15 protein-coding genes, 1 other RNA gene and 1 pseudogene are annotated in these 16,566 nt (G+C 64.5%); 11 read left to right on the forward strand and 6 right to left on the reverse strand.

Annotation, left to right across the window (positions count from 1 at the left end):
• The first annotated feature begins 94 nt into the window (after positions 1-94).
• The 8 genes from F7R02_RS04570 (at position 95) to F7R02_RS04615 (ending at position 7,843) form a co-directional block, all read left to right on the forward strand.
• Positions 95-1,138 (forward strand): DUF475 domain-containing protein, encoded by a 1,044-nt coding sequence (locus F7R02_RS04570; protein WP_005929236.1) that lies wholly within the window; start codon positions 95-97, stop codon positions 1,136-1,138.
• 1,049 nt (positions 1,139-2,187) lie between these two features.
• The gene (locus tag F7R02_RS04580) at positions 2,188-4,686 is read left to right on the forward strand and encodes a ribonucleoside-diphosphate reductase subunit alpha (RefSeq protein ID WP_078590410.1); all 2,499 of its coding nucleotides are present in this window, start codon (positions 2,188-2,190) and stop codon (positions 4,684-4,686) included.
• Between the two features lie 177 nt (positions 4,687-4,863).
• Positions 4,864-5,907: a ribonucleotide-diphosphate reductase subunit beta gene (locus tag F7R02_RS04590; RefSeq protein WP_003487313.1), complete on the forward strand. Its 1,044-nt coding sequence runs from the start codon at positions 4,864-4,866 to the stop codon at positions 5,905-5,907.
• Between the two features lie 95 nt (positions 5,908-6,002).
• On the forward strand, positions 6,003-6,485 hold the full coding sequence (locus F7R02_RS04595; RefSeq protein WP_003487312.1) for a flavodoxin: 483 nt from the start codon (positions 6,003-6,005) through the stop codon (positions 6,483-6,485).
• Positions 6,457-6,783, forward strand: a complete 327-nt coding sequence (locus F7R02_RS04600; protein ID WP_078590411.1) for a thioredoxin family protein — start codon at positions 6,457-6,459, stop codon at positions 6,781-6,783. The genes F7R02_RS04595 and F7R02_RS04600 overlap by 29 nt, the downstream gene beginning before the upstream one ends.
• Before the next feature lie 37 nt (positions 6,784-6,820).
• On the forward strand, positions 6,821-7,270 hold the full coding sequence (locus F7R02_RS04605) for a hypothetical protein (protein ID WP_078590412.1): 450 nt from the start codon (positions 6,821-6,823) through the stop codon (positions 7,268-7,270).
• 37 nt (positions 7,271-7,307) lie between these two features.
• The gene (locus F7R02_RS04610; protein ID WP_003487309.1) at positions 7,308-7,709 is read left to right on the forward strand and encodes an acyl-CoA thioesterase; all 402 of its coding nucleotides are present in this window, start codon (positions 7,308-7,310) and stop codon (positions 7,707-7,709) included.
• Between the two features lie 57 nt (positions 7,710-7,766).
• A non-coding RNA gene (locus F7R02_RS04615) (sX9 sRNA) lies at positions 7,767-7,843 on the forward strand.
• A 12-nt stretch (positions 7,844-7,855) separates the two neighbouring features.
• Here the strand turns inward: F7R02_RS04615 and F7R02_RS04620 are convergent.
• The 5 genes and pseudogenes from F7R02_RS04620 to F7R02_RS04640 form a co-directional block, all read right to left on the reverse strand.
• On the reverse strand, positions 7,856-8,371 hold the full coding sequence (locus F7R02_RS04620; protein WP_003487308.1) for a hypothetical protein: 516 nt from the start codon (positions 8,369-8,371) through the stop codon (positions 7,856-7,858).
• Between the two features lie 299 nt (positions 8,372-8,670).
• On the reverse strand, positions 8,671-9,609 hold the full coding sequence (gene panE / locus F7R02_RS04625; protein ID WP_078563626.1) for a 2-dehydropantoate 2-reductase: 939 nt from the start codon (positions 9,607-9,609) through the stop codon (positions 8,671-8,673).
• Between the two features lie 115 nt (positions 9,610-9,724).
• A pseudogene (locus F7R02_RS04630) lies at positions 9,725-10,051 on the reverse strand (DUF3800 domain-containing protein); the annotation flags it as partial.
• 36 nt (positions 10,052-10,087) lie between these two features.
• A complete protein-coding gene (locus F7R02_RS04635; RefSeq protein WP_170912782.1) occupies positions 10,088-10,900 on the reverse strand; it encodes an ABC transporter permease in 813 nt (270 codons plus the stop codon).
• On the reverse strand, positions 10,897-11,892 hold the full coding sequence (locus F7R02_RS04640; protein WP_005914818.1) for an ABC transporter ATP-binding protein: 996 nt from the start codon (positions 11,890-11,892) through the stop codon (positions 10,897-10,899). Before F7R02_RS04640 ends, F7R02_RS04635 begins: the two co-directional genes overlap by 4 nt.
• 36 nt (positions 11,893-11,928) lie before the next feature.
• Here F7R02_RS04640 and F7R02_RS04645 point away from each other — a divergent pair, with 36 nt between their 5' ends.
• Entirely contained in the window at positions 11,929-12,756 is an 828-nt protein-coding gene (locus tag F7R02_RS04645) for a ferredoxin--NADP reductase (protein ID WP_167520967.1), read from the forward strand.
• 79 nt (positions 12,757-12,835) lie between these two features.
• On the opposite strand, the gene ftrA is transcribed toward F7R02_RS04645, so the two are convergent.
• The gene (gene ftrA, locus F7R02_RS04650) at positions 12,836-13,798 is read right to left on the reverse strand and encodes a transcriptional regulator FtrA (RefSeq protein ID WP_078590432.1); all 963 of its coding nucleotides are present in this window, start codon (positions 13,796-13,798) and stop codon (positions 12,836-12,838) included.
• Positions 13,799-13,972: 174 nt separating this feature from the next.
• On the opposite strand from ftrA, the gene F7R02_RS04655 reads away from it, so the two are divergent.
• Complete coding sequence (locus F7R02_RS04655) at positions 13,973-14,323, forward strand: DUF3088 family protein (RefSeq protein ID WP_078586363.1); 351 nt, start codon at positions 13,973-13,975, stop codon at positions 14,321-14,323.
• A 45-nt stretch (positions 14,324-14,368) separates the two neighbouring features.
• The gene (locus F7R02_RS04660; protein WP_078568131.1) at positions 14,369-16,549 is read left to right on the forward strand and encodes a TonB-dependent receptor; all 2,181 of its coding nucleotides are present in this window, start codon (positions 14,369-14,371) and stop codon (positions 16,547-16,549) included.
• Positions 16,550-16,566 lie beyond the last annotated feature (17 nt).

Raw genomic sequence — 16,566 nt, forward strand, 5'->3', positions numbered from 1 at the left:
CCGCGGTCCCCCATCCTCCACCGCACGCCGGATCTGCCGGGCCTCGCCCTGGCCTATTGCTCCGGCTGTCGTCTCGGCCCGCCTGGGAGTGTCAATGTTTCGCGATTTCAGAATGTCGTTGTTGGTCGCCGCCATCTGCCTGGGCCTGGCTGCGTGGTGGGGCCACACCTCATCGATGGGGATCTGGCAGGCGCTGTGGCTGTGCCTGGTGCTGAGCGTGCTGGAAGTGTCGTTGTCGTTCGACAACGCGGTGGTCAACGCCGGCGTGCTCAAGCACATGAACGCGTTCTGGCAAAAGTTGTTCCTGACCGTGGGCATCCTGATCGCCGTGTTCGGCATGCGCCTGGTGTTCCCGATCGTGATCGTGTCGGTGGCCACCGGCATGGGCCTGGTGCCGGTGATGCAGATGGCACTGAAGGAGCCGGACCGCTACAGCCAGGTGCTGACCGATAACTACCCCTCCATCGCCGCCTTCGGTGGCATGTTCCTGCTGCTGGTGTTCCTGAATTTCCTGTTCGACCAGGAGCGCAAGCTGCACTGGCTGGGCCCGGTGGAGCGGCTGGTCGGCAAGCTGGGCAAGGCCGATGCGATGTCGGTGATCGTGGCGGTGTCGGTGCTGCTGTGCACCAAGCTGTTCCTGCCGGACGGCATCTTCCAGAGCGTGCTGTTCGCAGGCCTGGGCGGCATCCTGCTGTATCTGCTGGTCGGCAGCGTGGATGCGTTGTTCGAGGCCGAAGAGAGCGAAGACGGCAGCATGGGCCCGGCCAAGCGTTCGGGCATCGCCGCCTTCCTGTACCTGGAAGTGCTGGACGCCTCGTTCTCGTTCGATGGTGTGATCGGCGCCTTCGCCATCACCCGCGACGTGGTGATCATCATGCTGGGCCTGGCGATCGGCGCGATGTTCGTGCGCTCGATGACGGTCTACCTGGTGCACAAGGGCACCCTGGACGAGTTCGTGTTCCTGGAGCACGGCGCGCATTACGCCATCGGCGTGCTGGCGATCATCATGCTGGTGGGCACGGTCTACCACGTGCCGGAGGTGCTGACCGGCCTGATCGGCGTGGCCTTCATCGCCGCCTCGGTGTGGTCGTCGATCCGCTACCGCAAGCGTCACCACATCGGGCCGACCGAGATCTGATCTTGCGCACGGGCAGCGCGCAGGGCGTCACGCCGTTCACTCGAGAGCGGCTGACAGCGCCTTGCTGGCCATCGGGCGGGCGTCGCTAGTTCTGTCGCTTGGCTGCAGGGCCCTTGCCCGCCCGCCATCGCAGGACACGCCGCAAGTACGTCCGGGTAGACTCTTACGCGGCATCCATGCCGCGTGATGTCCCGCGACGGTGGGCGGGCAAGGACCCGTCGAGCTGGTCGGTCTGTATGGTTTTCAACAAAGCGGCCAGCCATCTTTCTGGTGCGGTGTCCTCGCCGATTGCGGGACCGTGTGGCGGCATGGATGCCGCCACCGAGCCCCCAGGGACGGGTTCACGGCGTGTCCCGCGAGCGGTGAAGGCGCCGCGCACTCGACCTGGATTCGGCAGTGGCGAGTCCTCCCACTGCCGGGGTCGGAGCAGCGCCCCAGGCGTGCGGTGCCGCCTGAGGCAGTCAGGGTCAACCGTGACCAGCTTCCGCCTCGATGGGTGTCTCGGCACACCCAACCAGACCCAACTGTATCGACAGAATTGCCGGTTTGGGTCTTGACTGCGCAACCAATTTGGCGGGTTCCAGGGAGCCGCATCGACCGTTCGTCAGACAGTGCTTTGTGCTGTAAGGGTTTTCCGGATTTTCCTACATTTGGTGTTGACCCCTCACCGGCACCCCACTATCTTGGGGGAGTCGGTGGTTGGTCGCACAAGGCGGCCGGACCAGTGGGAGCACGTATCGCGGCAGGGCCGCGGTCGAACTGGTCTCCCTGCCGCGGTCGCATCTATGACTACAGCCATCCGGGCGTTGCCTGGAGTTGGCGGCGTGGTCTTGTTGCGCCACGGTTGCTTCGCCACCGACCACCACGCGACAGCACACCGCGCGGTGGCGGCCGTGGAATCTCCGGGAAGGAGATGGCTGGTGATGGCGATGCGCCGCAGACTGCTGTCTTGCGTGCCGCTCGTCCCGCACCGCCATCGCTGTCCAGGGAATCCGGATCCGGTCGCAGCCCGTCCCGAGCGGGTTCGTGTGCCTACGCATGGAGGACGCATGACCACCAACGACACCCTTTCCGCGATCGCCGCCGGTACCGCAATACCCACCAGCGTTCCCGCCAGCGTTGCCGCGCCCGCCTGCGGCGCGCCGGAATTGACCGACCCGTCGGACATCGTGCCGCCTCCCCGCCAAGCCATTGCAATGCACGCACAGACCATCGAAGAACAAAACGTCTCCACCTGGATCACGAAAGAAGCGGGCAATCGCAAGATTCCGTTCGAGCCGGAGCGCCTGGATCGCGCCATCGACCAGATCCATGCCGAGTTCCCGCAGCTGGACGTGGCCGACTACAAGCGCTCGGTGTTCGGGTTCGTCGAGCGCAAGGACAGCGTCAACGCCGACGACCTGGTCGACCACCTGATCCGCGAGGCCGAAGCCCGTGTCGATCTGACCACCCCGGAATGGGAGCACTTCGCTGCGCGTCTGTACCTGCGCCGCCTGTACAAGCGCGCCAGCCGCAACCGTTTCTACGACGCCAGCCAGAAGTACGGCTCGTTCGTCGGCCTGCAGGAAAGCCTGGCCGACCGCAATGTCTATTCCAACGACATCCTGCGTCGCTATTCCAAGGACGAGCTGATCGAAGCCGGCAAGATGATCGAGCCCGAGCGCGACAAGCTGTTCGCCTATAACGGCCTGTACCTGCTGGCCACGCGTTACCTGGCCACCGACAGCTCGCGCGGCGTGTTCGAACTGCCGCAGGAACGCTGGCTGACCATCGCGCTGTACCTGATGCAGGACGAGATCGGCACCGGCAAAGGCAGCCGCGAGCGCCGCATGCAGCTGGTCGGCGAGGCCTACTGGGCGCTGTCCAACCTGTACATGACCGTGGCCACCCCGACCCTGGCCAATGCCGGCAAGGTCGGCGGCCAGCTGTCGAGCTGCTTCATCGACACCGTCGACGACAGCCTGCAGGGCATCTACGACTCCAATACCGACGTGGCGCGCGTGTCCAAGCACGGCGGCGGCGTCGGCGCGTACCTGGGCTATGTGCGTTCGTCGGGTTCGGCGATCCGCGGCGTGTCCAACTCGTCCGGCGGCGTGGTGCCGTGGATCAAGCAGCTCAACAACACCGCGGTATCGGTGGATCAGCTGGGCCAGCGCAAGGGCGCCATCGCGGTCTATCTGGACATCTTCCACCGCGACATCGAGGCGTTCCTGGACCTGCGCCTGAACAACGGCGACCAGCGCCTGCGCGCGCACGACGTGTTCACCTCGGTGTGCATCCCCGACCTGTTCATGGAAGCGGTCGAGCGCCGCGGCGACTGGTACCTGTTCGACCCGCACGAGGTGAAGCGGATCAAGGGTTGGTACCTGCAGGATTTCTTCGATGAGAAGAAGGGCGACGCCAACGGCAGCTTCCGTCGCAAGTACGAAGAAGTCGTCGCCGACGAGCGCATCACGCGCAAGACCGTCAAGGCGATCGAGATCTTCAAGCGCATCATGGTCAGCCAGCTGGAAACCGGCAATCCGTTCATGTTCTATCGCGATGAAGTCAATCGCAAGAACCCGAACAAGCACGAGGGCATGGTCTATTCGTCCAACCTGTGCACCGAGATCCTGCAGAACATGAGCCCGACGCGGATGATGCAGGAGATCATCAGCGGCAATCAGATCGTCACGACCAAGAAGGCGGGCGACTTCGTCGTGTGCAACCTGTCCTCGATCAACCTGGGCCGCGCGATCACCGTGCAGGCCGACCAGGCCGATCTGCTGGGCGCCGACGTGCTGGAGCGCTTGATCCCGATCCAGGTGCGCATGCTCGACAACGTGATCGATCTGAACCAGTTGCCGGTGCCGCAGGCCACCATCACCAACCAGAAGTACCGCGCGATCGGTCTTGGCACCTTCGGCTGGCATCATCTGCTGGCGCAGAAGAGCATCCATTGGAATGCCAAGGAAGCCGAGGACTACAGCGACGAGCTGTACGAGCGCATCAACTACCTGACCATCCAGGCGAGCATGGAGCTGGCCAAGGAAAAGGGCACCTACAGCGTGTTCCGCGGCAGCGACTGGCACAACGGCGAGTACTTCCGTGCACGCGACTACAACAGCCCGCAATGGCTGGAGCTGTCGGCGCAGGTGGCGGTCAATGGCGTGCGCAATGCCTGGATGCTGGCGGTTGCACCGAACATGAGCACCGCGCAGATCGCCGGTTCCACCGCCTCCATCGACCCGATCTACAGCGCGTTCTACTACGAAGAAAAGAAGGACTTCCGTCGCCCGGTTGCCGCGCCCGGCCTGTCGCTGGAGACCTGGCCGTACTACGAAAAGGGCGCCTACAAGGTCGACCAGTTCGCCAGCGTGCGCCAGAACGCGCGTCGCCAGCGGCACGTCGACCAATCGATCAGCTTCAACTTCTACGTGCCCAGCACCATCCGTGCGAGCACCTTGCTGGACCTGCACATGACCGCCTGGCGCGAAGGCCTGAAGACCACGTACTACGTGCGTTCCAACGACATCGACATCAGTGAGTGCGAGTGGTGCAGTAGCTAAGCGCATTCGCGCTTCGCTTCCACGGTTCGCGTTGCGAACCGTGGACCCTGCTTCATCAGCTTCCACACCCCGCGCCTTTGGCGCGCCCCCTGACTCAGGGGGCTTTCCTCCAGATTGATTTGTTGCGCCGCCGTTGCTGTCTTGTACGCGCGACGCCTGAAACACGAGTAGAAACCCATGTCCGCAACACCGCTCGACCGCATCAAGATCCTTGAGCCGCGCAACCCGAACCGTTCGACCGGCATCATCAACGGCCAGACCTCGGGCATCCTGAATTGGAACGACATCCCGTACCCGTCGTTCTATCGGGCCTACAAGGAACTGTCGACCAACTTCTGGATCCCCGACGAGGTGGACATGAAGGGCGACGCGCGCCAGTACAACGAGCTGTCGGCGCGCGAAAAGAACGCCTACGATTCGATCATCGGCTTGCTGGCCACGCTGGATTCGCCGCAGACGCGTTTCATCTACAACGTGGCCGAATACATCACCGACCCGGCCGCGCATGCCAATGCCGCCATCATCGGCCAGCAGGAAGTGATCCATAACGAGAGCTACAGCTACGTGCTGGCCTCGATCACCGGCCTGGCCGACCAGAACCGCGTGTTCGAAATCGCGCGCACGCACCCGACCATCATCAAGCGCAATGCGCCGATCATGGGCGCCTACGAAGACTTCATGCGCGAGAAGACGGCCGAAACGCTGATCCGTTCGCTGATCCAGTCCTCGATCCTGGAAGGCATCAACTTCTATTCCGGCTTTGCGTATTTCTACAATCTGGTGCGCCAGAACCGCATGACCGGCACCGGCAAGATCATCAGCTTCATCAACCGCGACGAACTGGCGCATTCGAAGTTCATCAGCGAGCTCATTCGCGCCATCATCGGCGAGAACCAGGCGCTGCAGGGCGATCAGCTCACCGACTACGTGCACAAGGCCTTCGAACACGCAATCGATCTGGAAACCCAGTGGACCGCCGAAGTGCTGGACGGCATCGACGGCATCGACGTGGACGAGATGATCCGTTACGTGAAGTACCGCGCCAACAAGATGGCCGGCATGCTCGGCATCGAGAAGCTGTACGAAGGCGCCAACGACAACGTGATGCCGTGGATCAAGGCCTACGCCGACAACTTCACCGAGACCAAGACCGACTTCTTCGAGATGCGGAATGCCTCGTACAAGAAGACGAACTCGGATAACGGCTTCGACGATCTGTGAGTAATAGAGAATAAGGGATCGGGAATGGTAAGAGCGAAAGCAGACGCGTCCCGCTGTTCCGATTCCCTATTCCCGACTCCCCGTTCCCAGACTCCATGAACATCCTGCTTGCCCTGGCATCGTTGAGTGGCAACACACGCGATCTGGCGCGTGCGGTGGCGCTGCGCTGCGAAGCGGCCGGGCATGCGGTGACCTGGTTGGAAACCGACATGCAGACCCTGGCCCAGGTGCCGCATGCGCCAGGACAGTACGCCTTGTTTCTGCTTGGCAGTTGGACCGACAACGGCGGGCGTACGCCGGCAGAGATGAAGCGTTTCATCGTCGAGCTGGTCGACACGCTGGGCAAGCCACCGCGCGTTGCCGTGTTCGGCACCGGCGAAACGCAGTGGGGGGAGGAGTATTTCTGCGGTGCGGTGCACCGTATCGCGCGCTTCTTCGACAGCCCGTTTCCCCGTTTGACCATCGAACAGATGCCCCACGGCCAGCGCGACGCGCAGGCCATCGCCGCCTGGACCGACACGGTTCTGGCCCAATGCAAGAACGATCCCAATGCAGACCATTACCGTCACGTCGCCTGAGCACTACACCCAGACCCTGGCTGCGCATCCGCGCGCGCTGGTGGATTTCTACAAGGACAACTGCCCCGGCTGCCGCATGCTCGACATGTCGCTGGACAAGTTCGCCAACAGCGATGCCGCCAATGGCGTGGCCTTGTTGAAGGTCAAGCTGGAAGTGGTGGGCGAGGACTTCTTCCGCGACCTGGGCCTGCGCCAGACGCCGACCCTGGCGCTATATCGCGACGGCAGCGAAGTGGCGCGCTTGCCAGGCTTCCAGTCGCCGGCGCAGGTGGAAGCGGCGGTTCGCAGCGGCCTGTGATGGCGACGGGCGCCCGGTCGATGCGAGGCGCCTCGCGATGAACACCACCGTCACCATCGTCGCCTGGAGCTTTCTGCTGGCGGGGCTGGGCTTGTTGACCGGTGCGGCGCTGCTGCCGGATCAGGCGCGCTGGATCTTGTTGCTGCTGGGCGTGGCGTTCGGCGGCGTGGGTGGCGGCATCCTCGGCTATCGCGTCTGGCATGCGCGCCGCGTCGCCTGGTTGCGCCGGCATGGCACGGTGGAAACGCGCTTCGTCTGCGTTGAACGCAATACATCTTTGCAGGTCAACGGCATGCACCCGTTCCGTATTCTGGCAAGTCGCCATGACCGCACGCACGACACCGTGACCAAGTATCGCAGCGACAACCTGTGGACCGATCCGCAGCCGTTCCTGCGCGAGCGGCAATCGCTGCGGGTGTTCGTCGATCCGCAGCGGCCACTGCGTTACCACCTGGACCTGAGTTTCCTGCCGACGCTACGCAGCTGAGCGGGCTGGCTTTCCTTCCTTCTGACGGCACTTCTTCATGACCAGTTCCACGCCTGTTGCACCGACCGAAGCCCGCATGGCCGAGATCGTGTTTCCCAATCACACCAATCACCTGGGCACGCTGTTCGGTGGGCAGGCGCTGGCGTGGATGGACAAGGCCGCGTTCCTGGCCGCCTCGCGCTATGCGCGCCGCACCGTGGTGACAGCGCGTTCGGATCAGGTGGATTTCAAGCTGCCGATCCGCCAGGGCCAGATGGTGGAAACCATCGCCCGCGTGGTGTTGGTGGGGCGTAGCTCGATCACGGTGGAAGTGGAATTGATCGCCGAAGACCTGCTCAGCGGCGCGCGCGAGCTGTGCACGCGCGGGCAGTTCGTGATGATTGCGCTCGATGCCGATGGCAAGCCGACGGCGGTGCCGCCGTTGCCAGCGGCGGACTGAGAGCAGCCGATAGCGACTGCACCGCCGCATGCGGGCGTGGCCGGTGCTCGGTGCGGCATGTGCCACGTGGACAGTGCGGTGCTGAGCGCGCCGCCCACGCCTGCCTGACGACTGCTCGCTAGGTGTCGCCAGCGGCGTTGACCACGCTACTCCTGCACTTCGCGGTCTTCGCGCTTGGTTTCTTCCATCGCCTCCGGTTCCAGCTCTTCGGCGCTGCGATTGAGTTTGACGAACACGCCCCAGGCGATCAGCAGCAGTGCCGCGCATGAGCCGACGGCAGCGGCGTAGGGCAGCTTGGCCGGGTCGGCATGCATCAGCTCGAAGATCGACACCAGCGTTTCGATCGCCAGGGCGATCACGATCACCACGAAAAAGCGCGACAGATACCGCCGCACGCGCGTGGGGCCACTGACCTTGACGTCGCGCAGGATCTCTTCTTCGAAGATGGTCTGGCCCAGTTCGAGCGTGACCAGCGCCACCGTCAGCAGGCCGACAGCTTCGAGCACGACGTTGAAACGGTCGCGTACCACCATGTCGCCGCCGGGTGTGAAGCCGTGCCACAACTCCAGCCCGGCCATCGTCACCAGGCCCGCCGCGCACAGCACGAAGAACGCCAGGATCACGAAATGACCGGCACGAAACAGGTGGCTGAGCGCTTTCATCAGGGGCGAGGCGGGCGATGGGAAGCAGAGCATCGTGTGCACCGCGTCGTTGCAGCGCGAAGGCTGCGCCAACCCGGCGCGCCCTCATCCGGCGCGTCGCGCCATCTTCTCCCGCGAGCGGGAGAAGGGACGTCCCAGAGCAACGCTGCGGAGTGGATACGGAGGCCATTGGTCCATAGCCGTGTAGCGACCCGCATCCTTGGTCCCGCTCCCTTCTCCCGCCTGCGGGGGAAGGTGCCCGCAGGGCGGATGGGGGAGACGGCTCACACGCGCAGGCGGCGCACAGTTGCCCGCCATCATCAGCGATGCCGCAGCACCTGATACGCCTGCAGGTGCACATTGGCGGCCATCAGCAGCGGGGCATTGCGGCCGGTCTCGCGCACGCGCGCCAGCATGTCGCCGACGATCTGCGCCGCTTCCACGTCCTGGCCGGCTTCCAGGTCGCGCAGCATCGAGGCCTTCAACGGCGAATCCACCTGCAACAGCGTCTGCAATGCTTTCGCGCGTGCGGGCTCGGGAATCGATTGCCCGGCTGCATCGGCGGCCCACAGGCATTCGTTGTACAGGCCGTTGATCAACGCGCGGCCGTCGTCGGTGGCCACGATCGCACCCACCGGCGCACGCATCAAGCAGGTGGCCGCGGCCAGCGCGGTGAGGAAGCTGTACTTGATCCACTGTTCCTGCGCGATCTGCTCGCTGGCCACATGGGTGATGTCGGCCTGCGCACAGGCGGCGGCAAACGCCTGCACCCGCGCCGAATGCGCGTCGCCGCTACGCTCGCCGAAGGTCATCGCCGCCGGCTTGCCCAGGTGCAGAATCTCGCCGTGCTCGCCCTTGGTGGCGCTGATGAAGCACAGCCCGCCCAGTACACGCGCCGCGCCGAAGCGTTCGTCCAGTGCCGCGTAATGGCGCAGCCCGTTGAGGATGGGCAGCACCGTGGTGTGCTCGCCCACCGCCGGCGCAATCGCCTCGATGGCGCTGTCCAGGTCGTAGGCCTTGCAGCTGAGGATCACCAGATCGAACGGCTGCTGCGCTACCAATGCCGGCAAGTCCTGGGCGGTGACATGCGCCACCTGCAGATCGGCATCGCCCAGCGGGCTGCGGATGCGCAAGCCGTCTGCCTGCAACTGCGCCGCACGCGCTTCGCGCAACAGGAAGGTGACGTCGACGCCGGCCCGCGCCAGGCGTCCGCCGAAATAGCCACCGGTGCCGCCGGCGCCGAGGATCAGGATGCGCATAGGTTCTCCGTTCAATGTGATGTTGGGTACATGCCGGATGTAGTGATAGACTTTGTGCCGGATCGGGGATTCTCGGTCGGCATTAGGCTCTGGCGGATTCGCCGGGGCCTTTTGTTTATGGAAAACACTTCAAGCCGTAGCCCAGATAGCGTCCAGCCCGATCCTTATCGAGTTTTTGCTCAATCACCTGCCAGGCCCGGTTGGGCTGCAGTGGATGAAGCTGGCGTGTTCCGATGGGGCGCGCGATTAGATCCGCCAATTGAAGGCCAATTGCGTTGCTCTTCTTATCGCAGATGACCGGATCGAATGGCAGTTCAAGTCCGGAGAAATTATCTCCCCCGCAGATGCGGCGGAACGCCAGTTCCAGATCTTGATCTTCACTGCGTCCCCGCGCTTCGCAGAGCACGTGCGTAGTCAACGGCCATCCCATGGTCGCCACTCTCATCGACAAAGACGATGTAGTCGCTGAACTGTGCCATCAGCTCCGCAGCCCCACGCCCCGGCGCAGCAGCCACAACGCCAGCGCGCTGAGCACGGCGACAAAGCCCAGCATCAGTGCGTAGGCCACCCAGATCGGCACATCCGAGCTACCGAGCAGGCCGTAGCGGAACGCGTTGACCATGTAGAAGATCGGGTTGGCATGCGTCGCGGCTTCGGCCCAGCCGGGCAGCAGTTTCACCGAATAGAACACGCCGCCCAGGTAGGTCAGCGGGGTCAGGATGAAGGTGGGCACGATCGCCACGTCGTCGAACTTCTTGGCGTAGACCGCGTTGACGAAGCCAGCCAGCGAGAAGATGGTCGCGCCCAGCAGCACCGTGGTCAGGGTGACGAATGGATGCGGGATCCGCACCGGAGTGAAGAACATCGCGATGATCAGCACGATCGCCCCGACCATCACCCCGCGCAGCACCGCGCCGGACACGTAGCCCCACAGGATCACCCAGTTGGGCATCGGGCTGACCAGCAGCTCTTCGACATGGCGGCCGAACTTGGCGCCGAAGAAACTCGAAGAGATGTTGCCGTAGCTGTTCTGGATCACGCTCATCATCACCAGGCCCGGCACGATGAATTGCATGTAGCTGTAACCGCCCATTTCGCCCACGCGCGAGCCGATCAGCCCGCCGAAGATCAAAAAGTACAGCGTCATGGTGATGGCCGGCGGCACCAGGGTCTGGCCCCAGATGCGCAGGATGCGCTGCACTTCGCGGCGCACGATGGTGCCCAGCGCAATCCAGTTGCGTTGGCGGGGTGTGGCGGGCGTGGCGGACATCGACGGCTCCGAAGGACTCATGGGTGGCCTGCCGGGCGCACGGGCGCCGCTGCGGCAGGAGCCGGGGCGGCGACGGTCTCGCCGGGCCCGGTCAGGCGAACGAACAATTCTTCCAGCCGGTTGCTCTTGGTGCGCATCGAGCGCACGCGGATGCCGGCATCGCCCAGCGCGGCGAACACGCGGTTGAGGTCCATCGCGCGCGGCATGTCCAGATCCAGCGTGTGGCCGTCGATGGCGGTGAGCGTGGTGCCTTCGATCACCGGCAACTGCGCCGGCAGCTCACCGTCGATATCGAACAGGAAGCCTTCCACGTCGAGCTTGGCCAGCAGTTCGCGCATCGGCCCCTGGGTGACGATCTGGCCGTGATTGATGATGGCCAGGTTGCGGCACAGGTGCTCGGCTTCTTCCAGGTAATGCGTGGTCAGGATGATCGTGGTGCCGGCGGCGTTGATGTCCTTGAGCACGCGCCACATGTCGCGGCGGATCTCGATATCCACACCGGCGGTGGGTTCGTCCAGGATCAGCAGGCGCGGCTGGGTCATCATGGCGCGGGCGATCATCAGCCGGCGCTTCATGCCGCCGGAGAGCGTGCGGCTCATCACCTGGGCCTTCTCCCACAGGTGGGCGCGGCGTAGTTCCACTTCGGCCAGTGCTTGCGCCTGGCTGCGCGGCATGCCGTAGAAACCGGCGTAATTGACCAGGATGTCGAACGGTTTTTCGAACAGGTTGAAGTTGATTTCCTGCGGCACCAGGCCGATCAGGCGCATCGCATCGCTGCGGTGGGCGACCAGGTCGGTGCCGAACACGTCCACCTGCCCGCCGGACAGGTTCACCAGCGAGCTGATGATGCCGATCAGGGTGGACTTGCCCGCCCCGTTGGGGCCGAGCAGGGCGAAGAAATCGCCTGGCGCCACGTCCAGCGAGACGCCCTTGAGCGCCTGGGTGCCGTTGTCGTAAGTCTTGCGCAGATCGCACACGCGCAGGGCGGGCGCAGTGGGAGATGGGGAATTCAAGCCGGGTCCTTTGCGCCAGGGCGACGGCGCAGCGAGTTGCAGCCCGTTATTATAGAAGCCCGCTGGGGTTTGCCCCGATCACAGACTGTCCCAAATACGTTCGTGCCCGTTCAATTCCCCCTCAAGCTTGTCGACCGGCGCATGATTGCGCCCACCGTGGCCCACTGCCAGTTCGTCCGTGACGACGGGCAGCCGCTGGATTTCCAGCCCGGCCAGTTCATCCAGATCCATTTCGACTATGCCGATGGCACGCCGACCAAACGCAGCTATTCGCTGGCGACCATCCACGATCATGCGCTGGGGCCGGGCGAGGCAGTGGAGATCGCGGTGAGCTTCGTGCCCGGCGGCTCGGCCACGGCCTTGTTCGAGGGCCTGGAGATTGGCGACCAGTTGCAGGCAAGCGGGCCCTACGGGCGCTTTTGCCTGCAGGCGGGCGATCACAACCGGCGTTACGTGCTGATCGCCACCGGCACCGGCGTCACCCCCTACCGCTCGATGCTGCCGCTGCTCGCCGAGGCAATCGCCGCCCGCGGTGTGCAGTTGGTGTTGCTGCAAGGCGCACGCACCCCGGCCGAGTTGCTGTATGGCGACGACTTCCGCGCGTTTGCCGATGCGCATCCGCAGTTCCGCTACGTACCGTGCTTCTCGCGCGAAGTGCCCGCCCAGCCGCACGCCGATGTGCGGCACGGCTACGTGCAGCAGCACCTGGCCGAGTTCGCGCCCGATGCCGCGCACGACATCGCCTACCTGTGCGGCAACCCGGACATGGTGGACACCTGCCTGGACGCGCTCAAAGCCGCCGGCCTGCCGAGTGCGCAGATCCGCCGCGAGAAATACGTCAGCTCCACGCCGCCGAAGGTCTGAAGAGCCGCACAGGCGTCATCATGCGGGCGGCGTCTGTGCGCCGCCGCCGGGCTATGGCGCGCGATATGCATCCACGCGCTCAAATCCCCTCGCCAGCGTCGCGATGCCCGCCGAACACGCGCCGGTATTGCGTTGGCGACAACGCCAGCGCGCGGCGGAAGTGGTGCCGTAGCGTTTCGGTCGAGCCGAAGCCGCAGCGCGTTGCGATCTGTTCGATGTCGGCGCCGGAGGTTTCCAGCATCTCGCGCGCACGGTTGAGCCGTTCGTTGACGATCCATTTGCCCGGCGACATGCCGGTGGTGGCCTGAAACCTGCGCAAGAACGTGCGCCGGCTCATACCTGCCGCGCTGGCCAGTGCGTCCACGCAGTGGTTGGCGGTGAGGTCCTGGGTGATGCGCTCGAGCAGGGGGCCGAGCCGGGTGCTTTCGTGGATCGGCGGCACCGGGCGGTCGATGAACTTGGCTTGCCCACCATCGCGGTGTACCGGCATCACCAGCCGTTTGGCGACCTGGTTGGCCACTGCCGGGCCAAAATCCGCGCGCACGATATGCAGGCAGAGATCGATGCCGGCAGCGCTGCCGGCCGAGGTCAGGATGTCGCCCTCATCGACGTAGAGCACGCCCGGCTCCACGGTGATTTGCGGGTAATGGCTGGCCAGCACCTCGGCATTGCGCCAATGCGTGGTGGCCCTGCGCCCCTGCAGTAGACCCGCCTGGGCCAGCACGAACGCGCCGGCGCAGATCGAGACGATGCGCGTCCTTCGCTTGTGCGCACGTTGCAACGCCTTGATCAGCGCAGCCGGTGCCGACGCGCTGGTATCTCTCCAGCTGGGAACGATGATGGTGTGCGCAGCATCGAGAAGATCCAGCCCGCCATCCACTTCCAGGCGAAGCCCGCCAAGTGCGCGCAGCGGGCCGGGTTCGGCCGCTGCAATCGCAAACCGATACCAGCCCGGGCCCACTTCCGGGCGCGGCAATCCGAAGATTTCGGTGGTGATGCCGAATTCGAACAAGCCCAGCTGGTCGTACGCCACCACCACCACCAGGGGTGGCAAGCCATGGCGGCGCGCGCGGGGTGGAGGTTGGCATGAAATGACCGCTAGATGGCGTTTACGCCACTTTCACCCATCGCCTGCTGCTGCGCAACATGGCGCCTGGTCCTTGTCATGCGGGCTGAGCCATTGGCCAGGCCGCACCTTCCCCCCGGAGAGCGATCGGTGAGCAACCCGCCAGTGCGCGACACCTTATTCCTGGCCGAGACCGCATTCGCGGTTCACGGCGCTGGCCCGTTCTACTGCGGCGACTGCATCGCCATCGAAGGCCTGCTCAGCATTGCCCCGGCCATTGCGCAGGGGCTGGAGATCCGGCGGCTGGCGTTTCCGCGGCCCAGGCAGGTGCTGGTCGATCTGCTGGGCGAGCAGCAGCAGTCGCTGCCGGTACTGGTGCTGGCCGGCACCGATGTCGAGGTGGCGGGCAGCAAACCCGCTGGGCATTACCGCGTGATCGACGACGAGGCCGCCATTCGCGCCTACCTCTCGCACCGTTTCGCCGTTGCACGGCAGCGCTGAGGTACGCGCGCTCCGGCCTTCCACCTGCCTTTCTGGAGAACGCACATGACGTGCACGCAAGCCACGCTGCTGTCCTTGTCGATTGCCGCCGCATTGGGCTGCATCGGCGCCGCACGCGCGCAGCAGACAGCCACGGTGCAAGCCACCGAGGCGACCACGCTGGACCAGGTCGTCGTGAGCGGCCGCCTGCGTTCGCTGGAGCAATTCACCCCGACCGGCAGCCGGCTCAATCTGTCCGCGCGCGAGACGCCCGGTACGCTGGATGCGATCAACGCCGCCGCCATCGAAGCACGCGGGCTGCGCAGCGTGGAGAAGGCAGCCGAGAGTTTGCCAGGCATCAACACTGGCGGCTCGCCGGGAAATCCGGCGACCTTCTCGATGCGCGGTTTCACCGACGGGCAGATCACCATCCTGCACAACGGCCTGTATCTGGGACCGTCGAACATGACCAACCGGCCGCAGAATACCTTCAACCTGCAATCGGTCGAAGTGTTGAAAGGCCCGGCGTCGGTGATCTATGGCCAGGGCGCGGTGGGCGGCGCGGTCAATGTGACCAACAAGGCGCCGACCTTCGGCCCTGCGCAATACGAACTGCTGCTGGGCGCGTCCAGCTACGGCGGCCGGGTATTCGGCGTCGGTGCCGGCGGCGGCATCAATGATGATTGGGCGTATCGCGCCGACATCAGCCAGGTGTCGTCCGATGGCTATGTGCACGGCGCCGATTCCAGCGCGCTCAACGCCACCGTGTCGCTGCTGTGGCACCCGCGCGAAGACATCAGCGCGCAATTTTCGCTGGATTACGCAAAAGACCAGCCCTCGACCTACTTCGGTACCCCGCTGTTGCCGGCCGCTGCGGCACGCACGCCCATCAACGGCATCCTGCGCGCTCCCAATGGCGAAGTGGTGGATGCCGCCACGCGCCGCACCAACTACAACGTGGCCGATGCCAGCATCGACTCGCGTCAGCTGTGGCCGCAGGCCTATCTCAAGTGGAAGGTCACCGATGCCATCACCGTGCAGAACATGGCCTATTACTTCCATGCCGATCGGCGCTGGATCAATGCGGAGAACTACACCTACAACCCGCAGAGCGGGCGCATCGAGCGTGATCGCTTCTTCGTGTATCACGAGCAGGCGCTGTGGGGGAATCAGACCAGCGCGACCTTCGACCAGCGCATCGCAGGGCTGAAGAACCGGCTTGTGGTGGGGCTGGATTACAGTCGCCTGGACTTCGTCAGGAACCGCGGCTTCCCCGATGGCGACAGCGTGGCGGTGGACGCACGCGGACCAAGCGGTGAATTCGGCGAACGCGTGCGCCGACGCAGCCCCACCACCTGGACCAATGCCGCGCTGTTTTTCGAAGATGCGCTGGATGTCACCGACAAGGCAAAACTGGTACTCGGCGGGCGCTACGAATATCTCGATCTGGATCGCAAGAACTTCGGTCCGGATGGTGGGTTTCAGGCGGCATCGAGTTTCTCACGCACCTATCGCCCGGCCAATGGCCGTCTCGGTCTGGTCTACGCGCTCACCCCGAACATCACCCCGTACGCCTCTTACACCACCGCCACCGACCCGGTCGGTTCCAATATCTTCATCGTCAATGCGGGGCAGGATTTTGCGTTGAGCAAATCGCGGCAGGCGGAAGTCGGCGTCAAGGCCGCCACGGCCGATCAACGCCTGAGCGGCACGCTGGCGGTCTATGACATCAAACGCAACAACATCCTGGCGCTGACGGCCCAGGACGCGCTCAGCAACATCGGGCGGCAAACCTCGCGCGGGTTCGAACTCAGCGTCGATGCGCAGCTGACCTCGCAGTGGAGCGCAAATGCCAACTACGCCTACGTCGATGCCGAGTACGCGCAATTCATCGACAGCAATAGCGGCCTGGACGCCTCCGGCAACCGCCCCACCAATGTACCCAAGTCGCTGTTCAATGCCTGGACCAGCGTGAGAAACGTCGCCGGCCTGCCGCTGGAGCTGGGCGCCTCGGTGCGCCATGTCGGAACGCGCTACGGCAACCTCGCCAACACGCTGCGTCTGGAGTCGTACACCTTGACCGGTGCGTACGCCACCTACGATGTGAATTCCGAGGTGTCGCTATCGCTGCACGCGGACAATCTGTTCAACACGCACTACGTGCAATGGGCGGACGTGTTCTATCCCGGGCAGGTCATCCTGGGCTTGCCACGGACGGTGGAGCTGAGCCTGCATGCACGTTTCTGACCGGCTGGCACGGCCCA

The sequence above is a fragment of the Xanthomonas cissicola genome (assembly GCF_008801575.1).
Lineage (GTDB): Bacteria > Pseudomonadota > Gammaproteobacteria > Xanthomonadales > Xanthomonadaceae > Xanthomonas > Xanthomonas cissicola.

Excerpts from the sequence above, each read along its gene's own strand:
- F7R02_RS04570 (WP_005929236.1), top strand. The coding sequence starts at position 95 with ATGTTTCGCGATTTCAGAATGTCGTTGTTGGTCGCCGCCATCTGCCTG.
- F7R02_RS04580 (WP_078590410.1), top strand. The coding sequence starts at position 2,188 with ATGACCACCAACGACACCCTTTCCGCGATCGCCGCCGGTACCGCAATA.
- F7R02_RS04590 (WP_003487313.1), top strand. The coding sequence starts at position 4,864 with ATGTCCGCAACACCGCTCGACCGCATCAAGATCCTTGAGCCGCGCAAC.
- F7R02_RS04595 (WP_003487312.1), top strand. The coding sequence starts at position 6,003 with ATGAACATCCTGCTTGCCCTGGCATCGTTGAGTGGCAACACACGCGAT.
- F7R02_RS04600 (WP_078590411.1), top strand. The coding sequence starts at position 6,457 with ATGCAGACCATTACCGTCACGTCGCCTGAGCACTACACCCAGACCCTG.
- F7R02_RS04605 (WP_078590412.1), top strand. The coding sequence starts at position 6,821 with ATGAACACCACCGTCACCATCGTCGCCTGGAGCTTTCTGCTGGCGGGG.
- F7R02_RS04610 (WP_003487309.1), top strand. The coding sequence starts at position 7,308 with ATGACCAGTTCCACGCCTGTTGCACCGACCGAAGCCCGCATGGCCGAG.
- F7R02_RS04620 (WP_003487308.1), bottom strand. The coding sequence starts at position 8,371 with ATGAAAGCGCTCAGCCACCTGTTTCGTGCCGGTCATTTCGTGATCCTG.
- panE (WP_078563626.1), bottom strand. The coding sequence starts at position 9,609 with ATGCGCATCCTGATCCTCGGCGCCGGCGGCACCGGTGGCTATTTCGGC.
- F7R02_RS04635 (WP_170912782.1), bottom strand. The coding sequence starts at position 10,900 with ATGAGTCCTTCGGAGCCGTCGATGTCCGCCACGCCCGCCACACCCCGC.
- F7R02_RS04660 (WP_078568131.1), top strand. The coding sequence starts at position 14,369 with ATGACGTGCACGCAAGCCACGCTGCTGTCCTTGTCGATTGCCGCCGCA.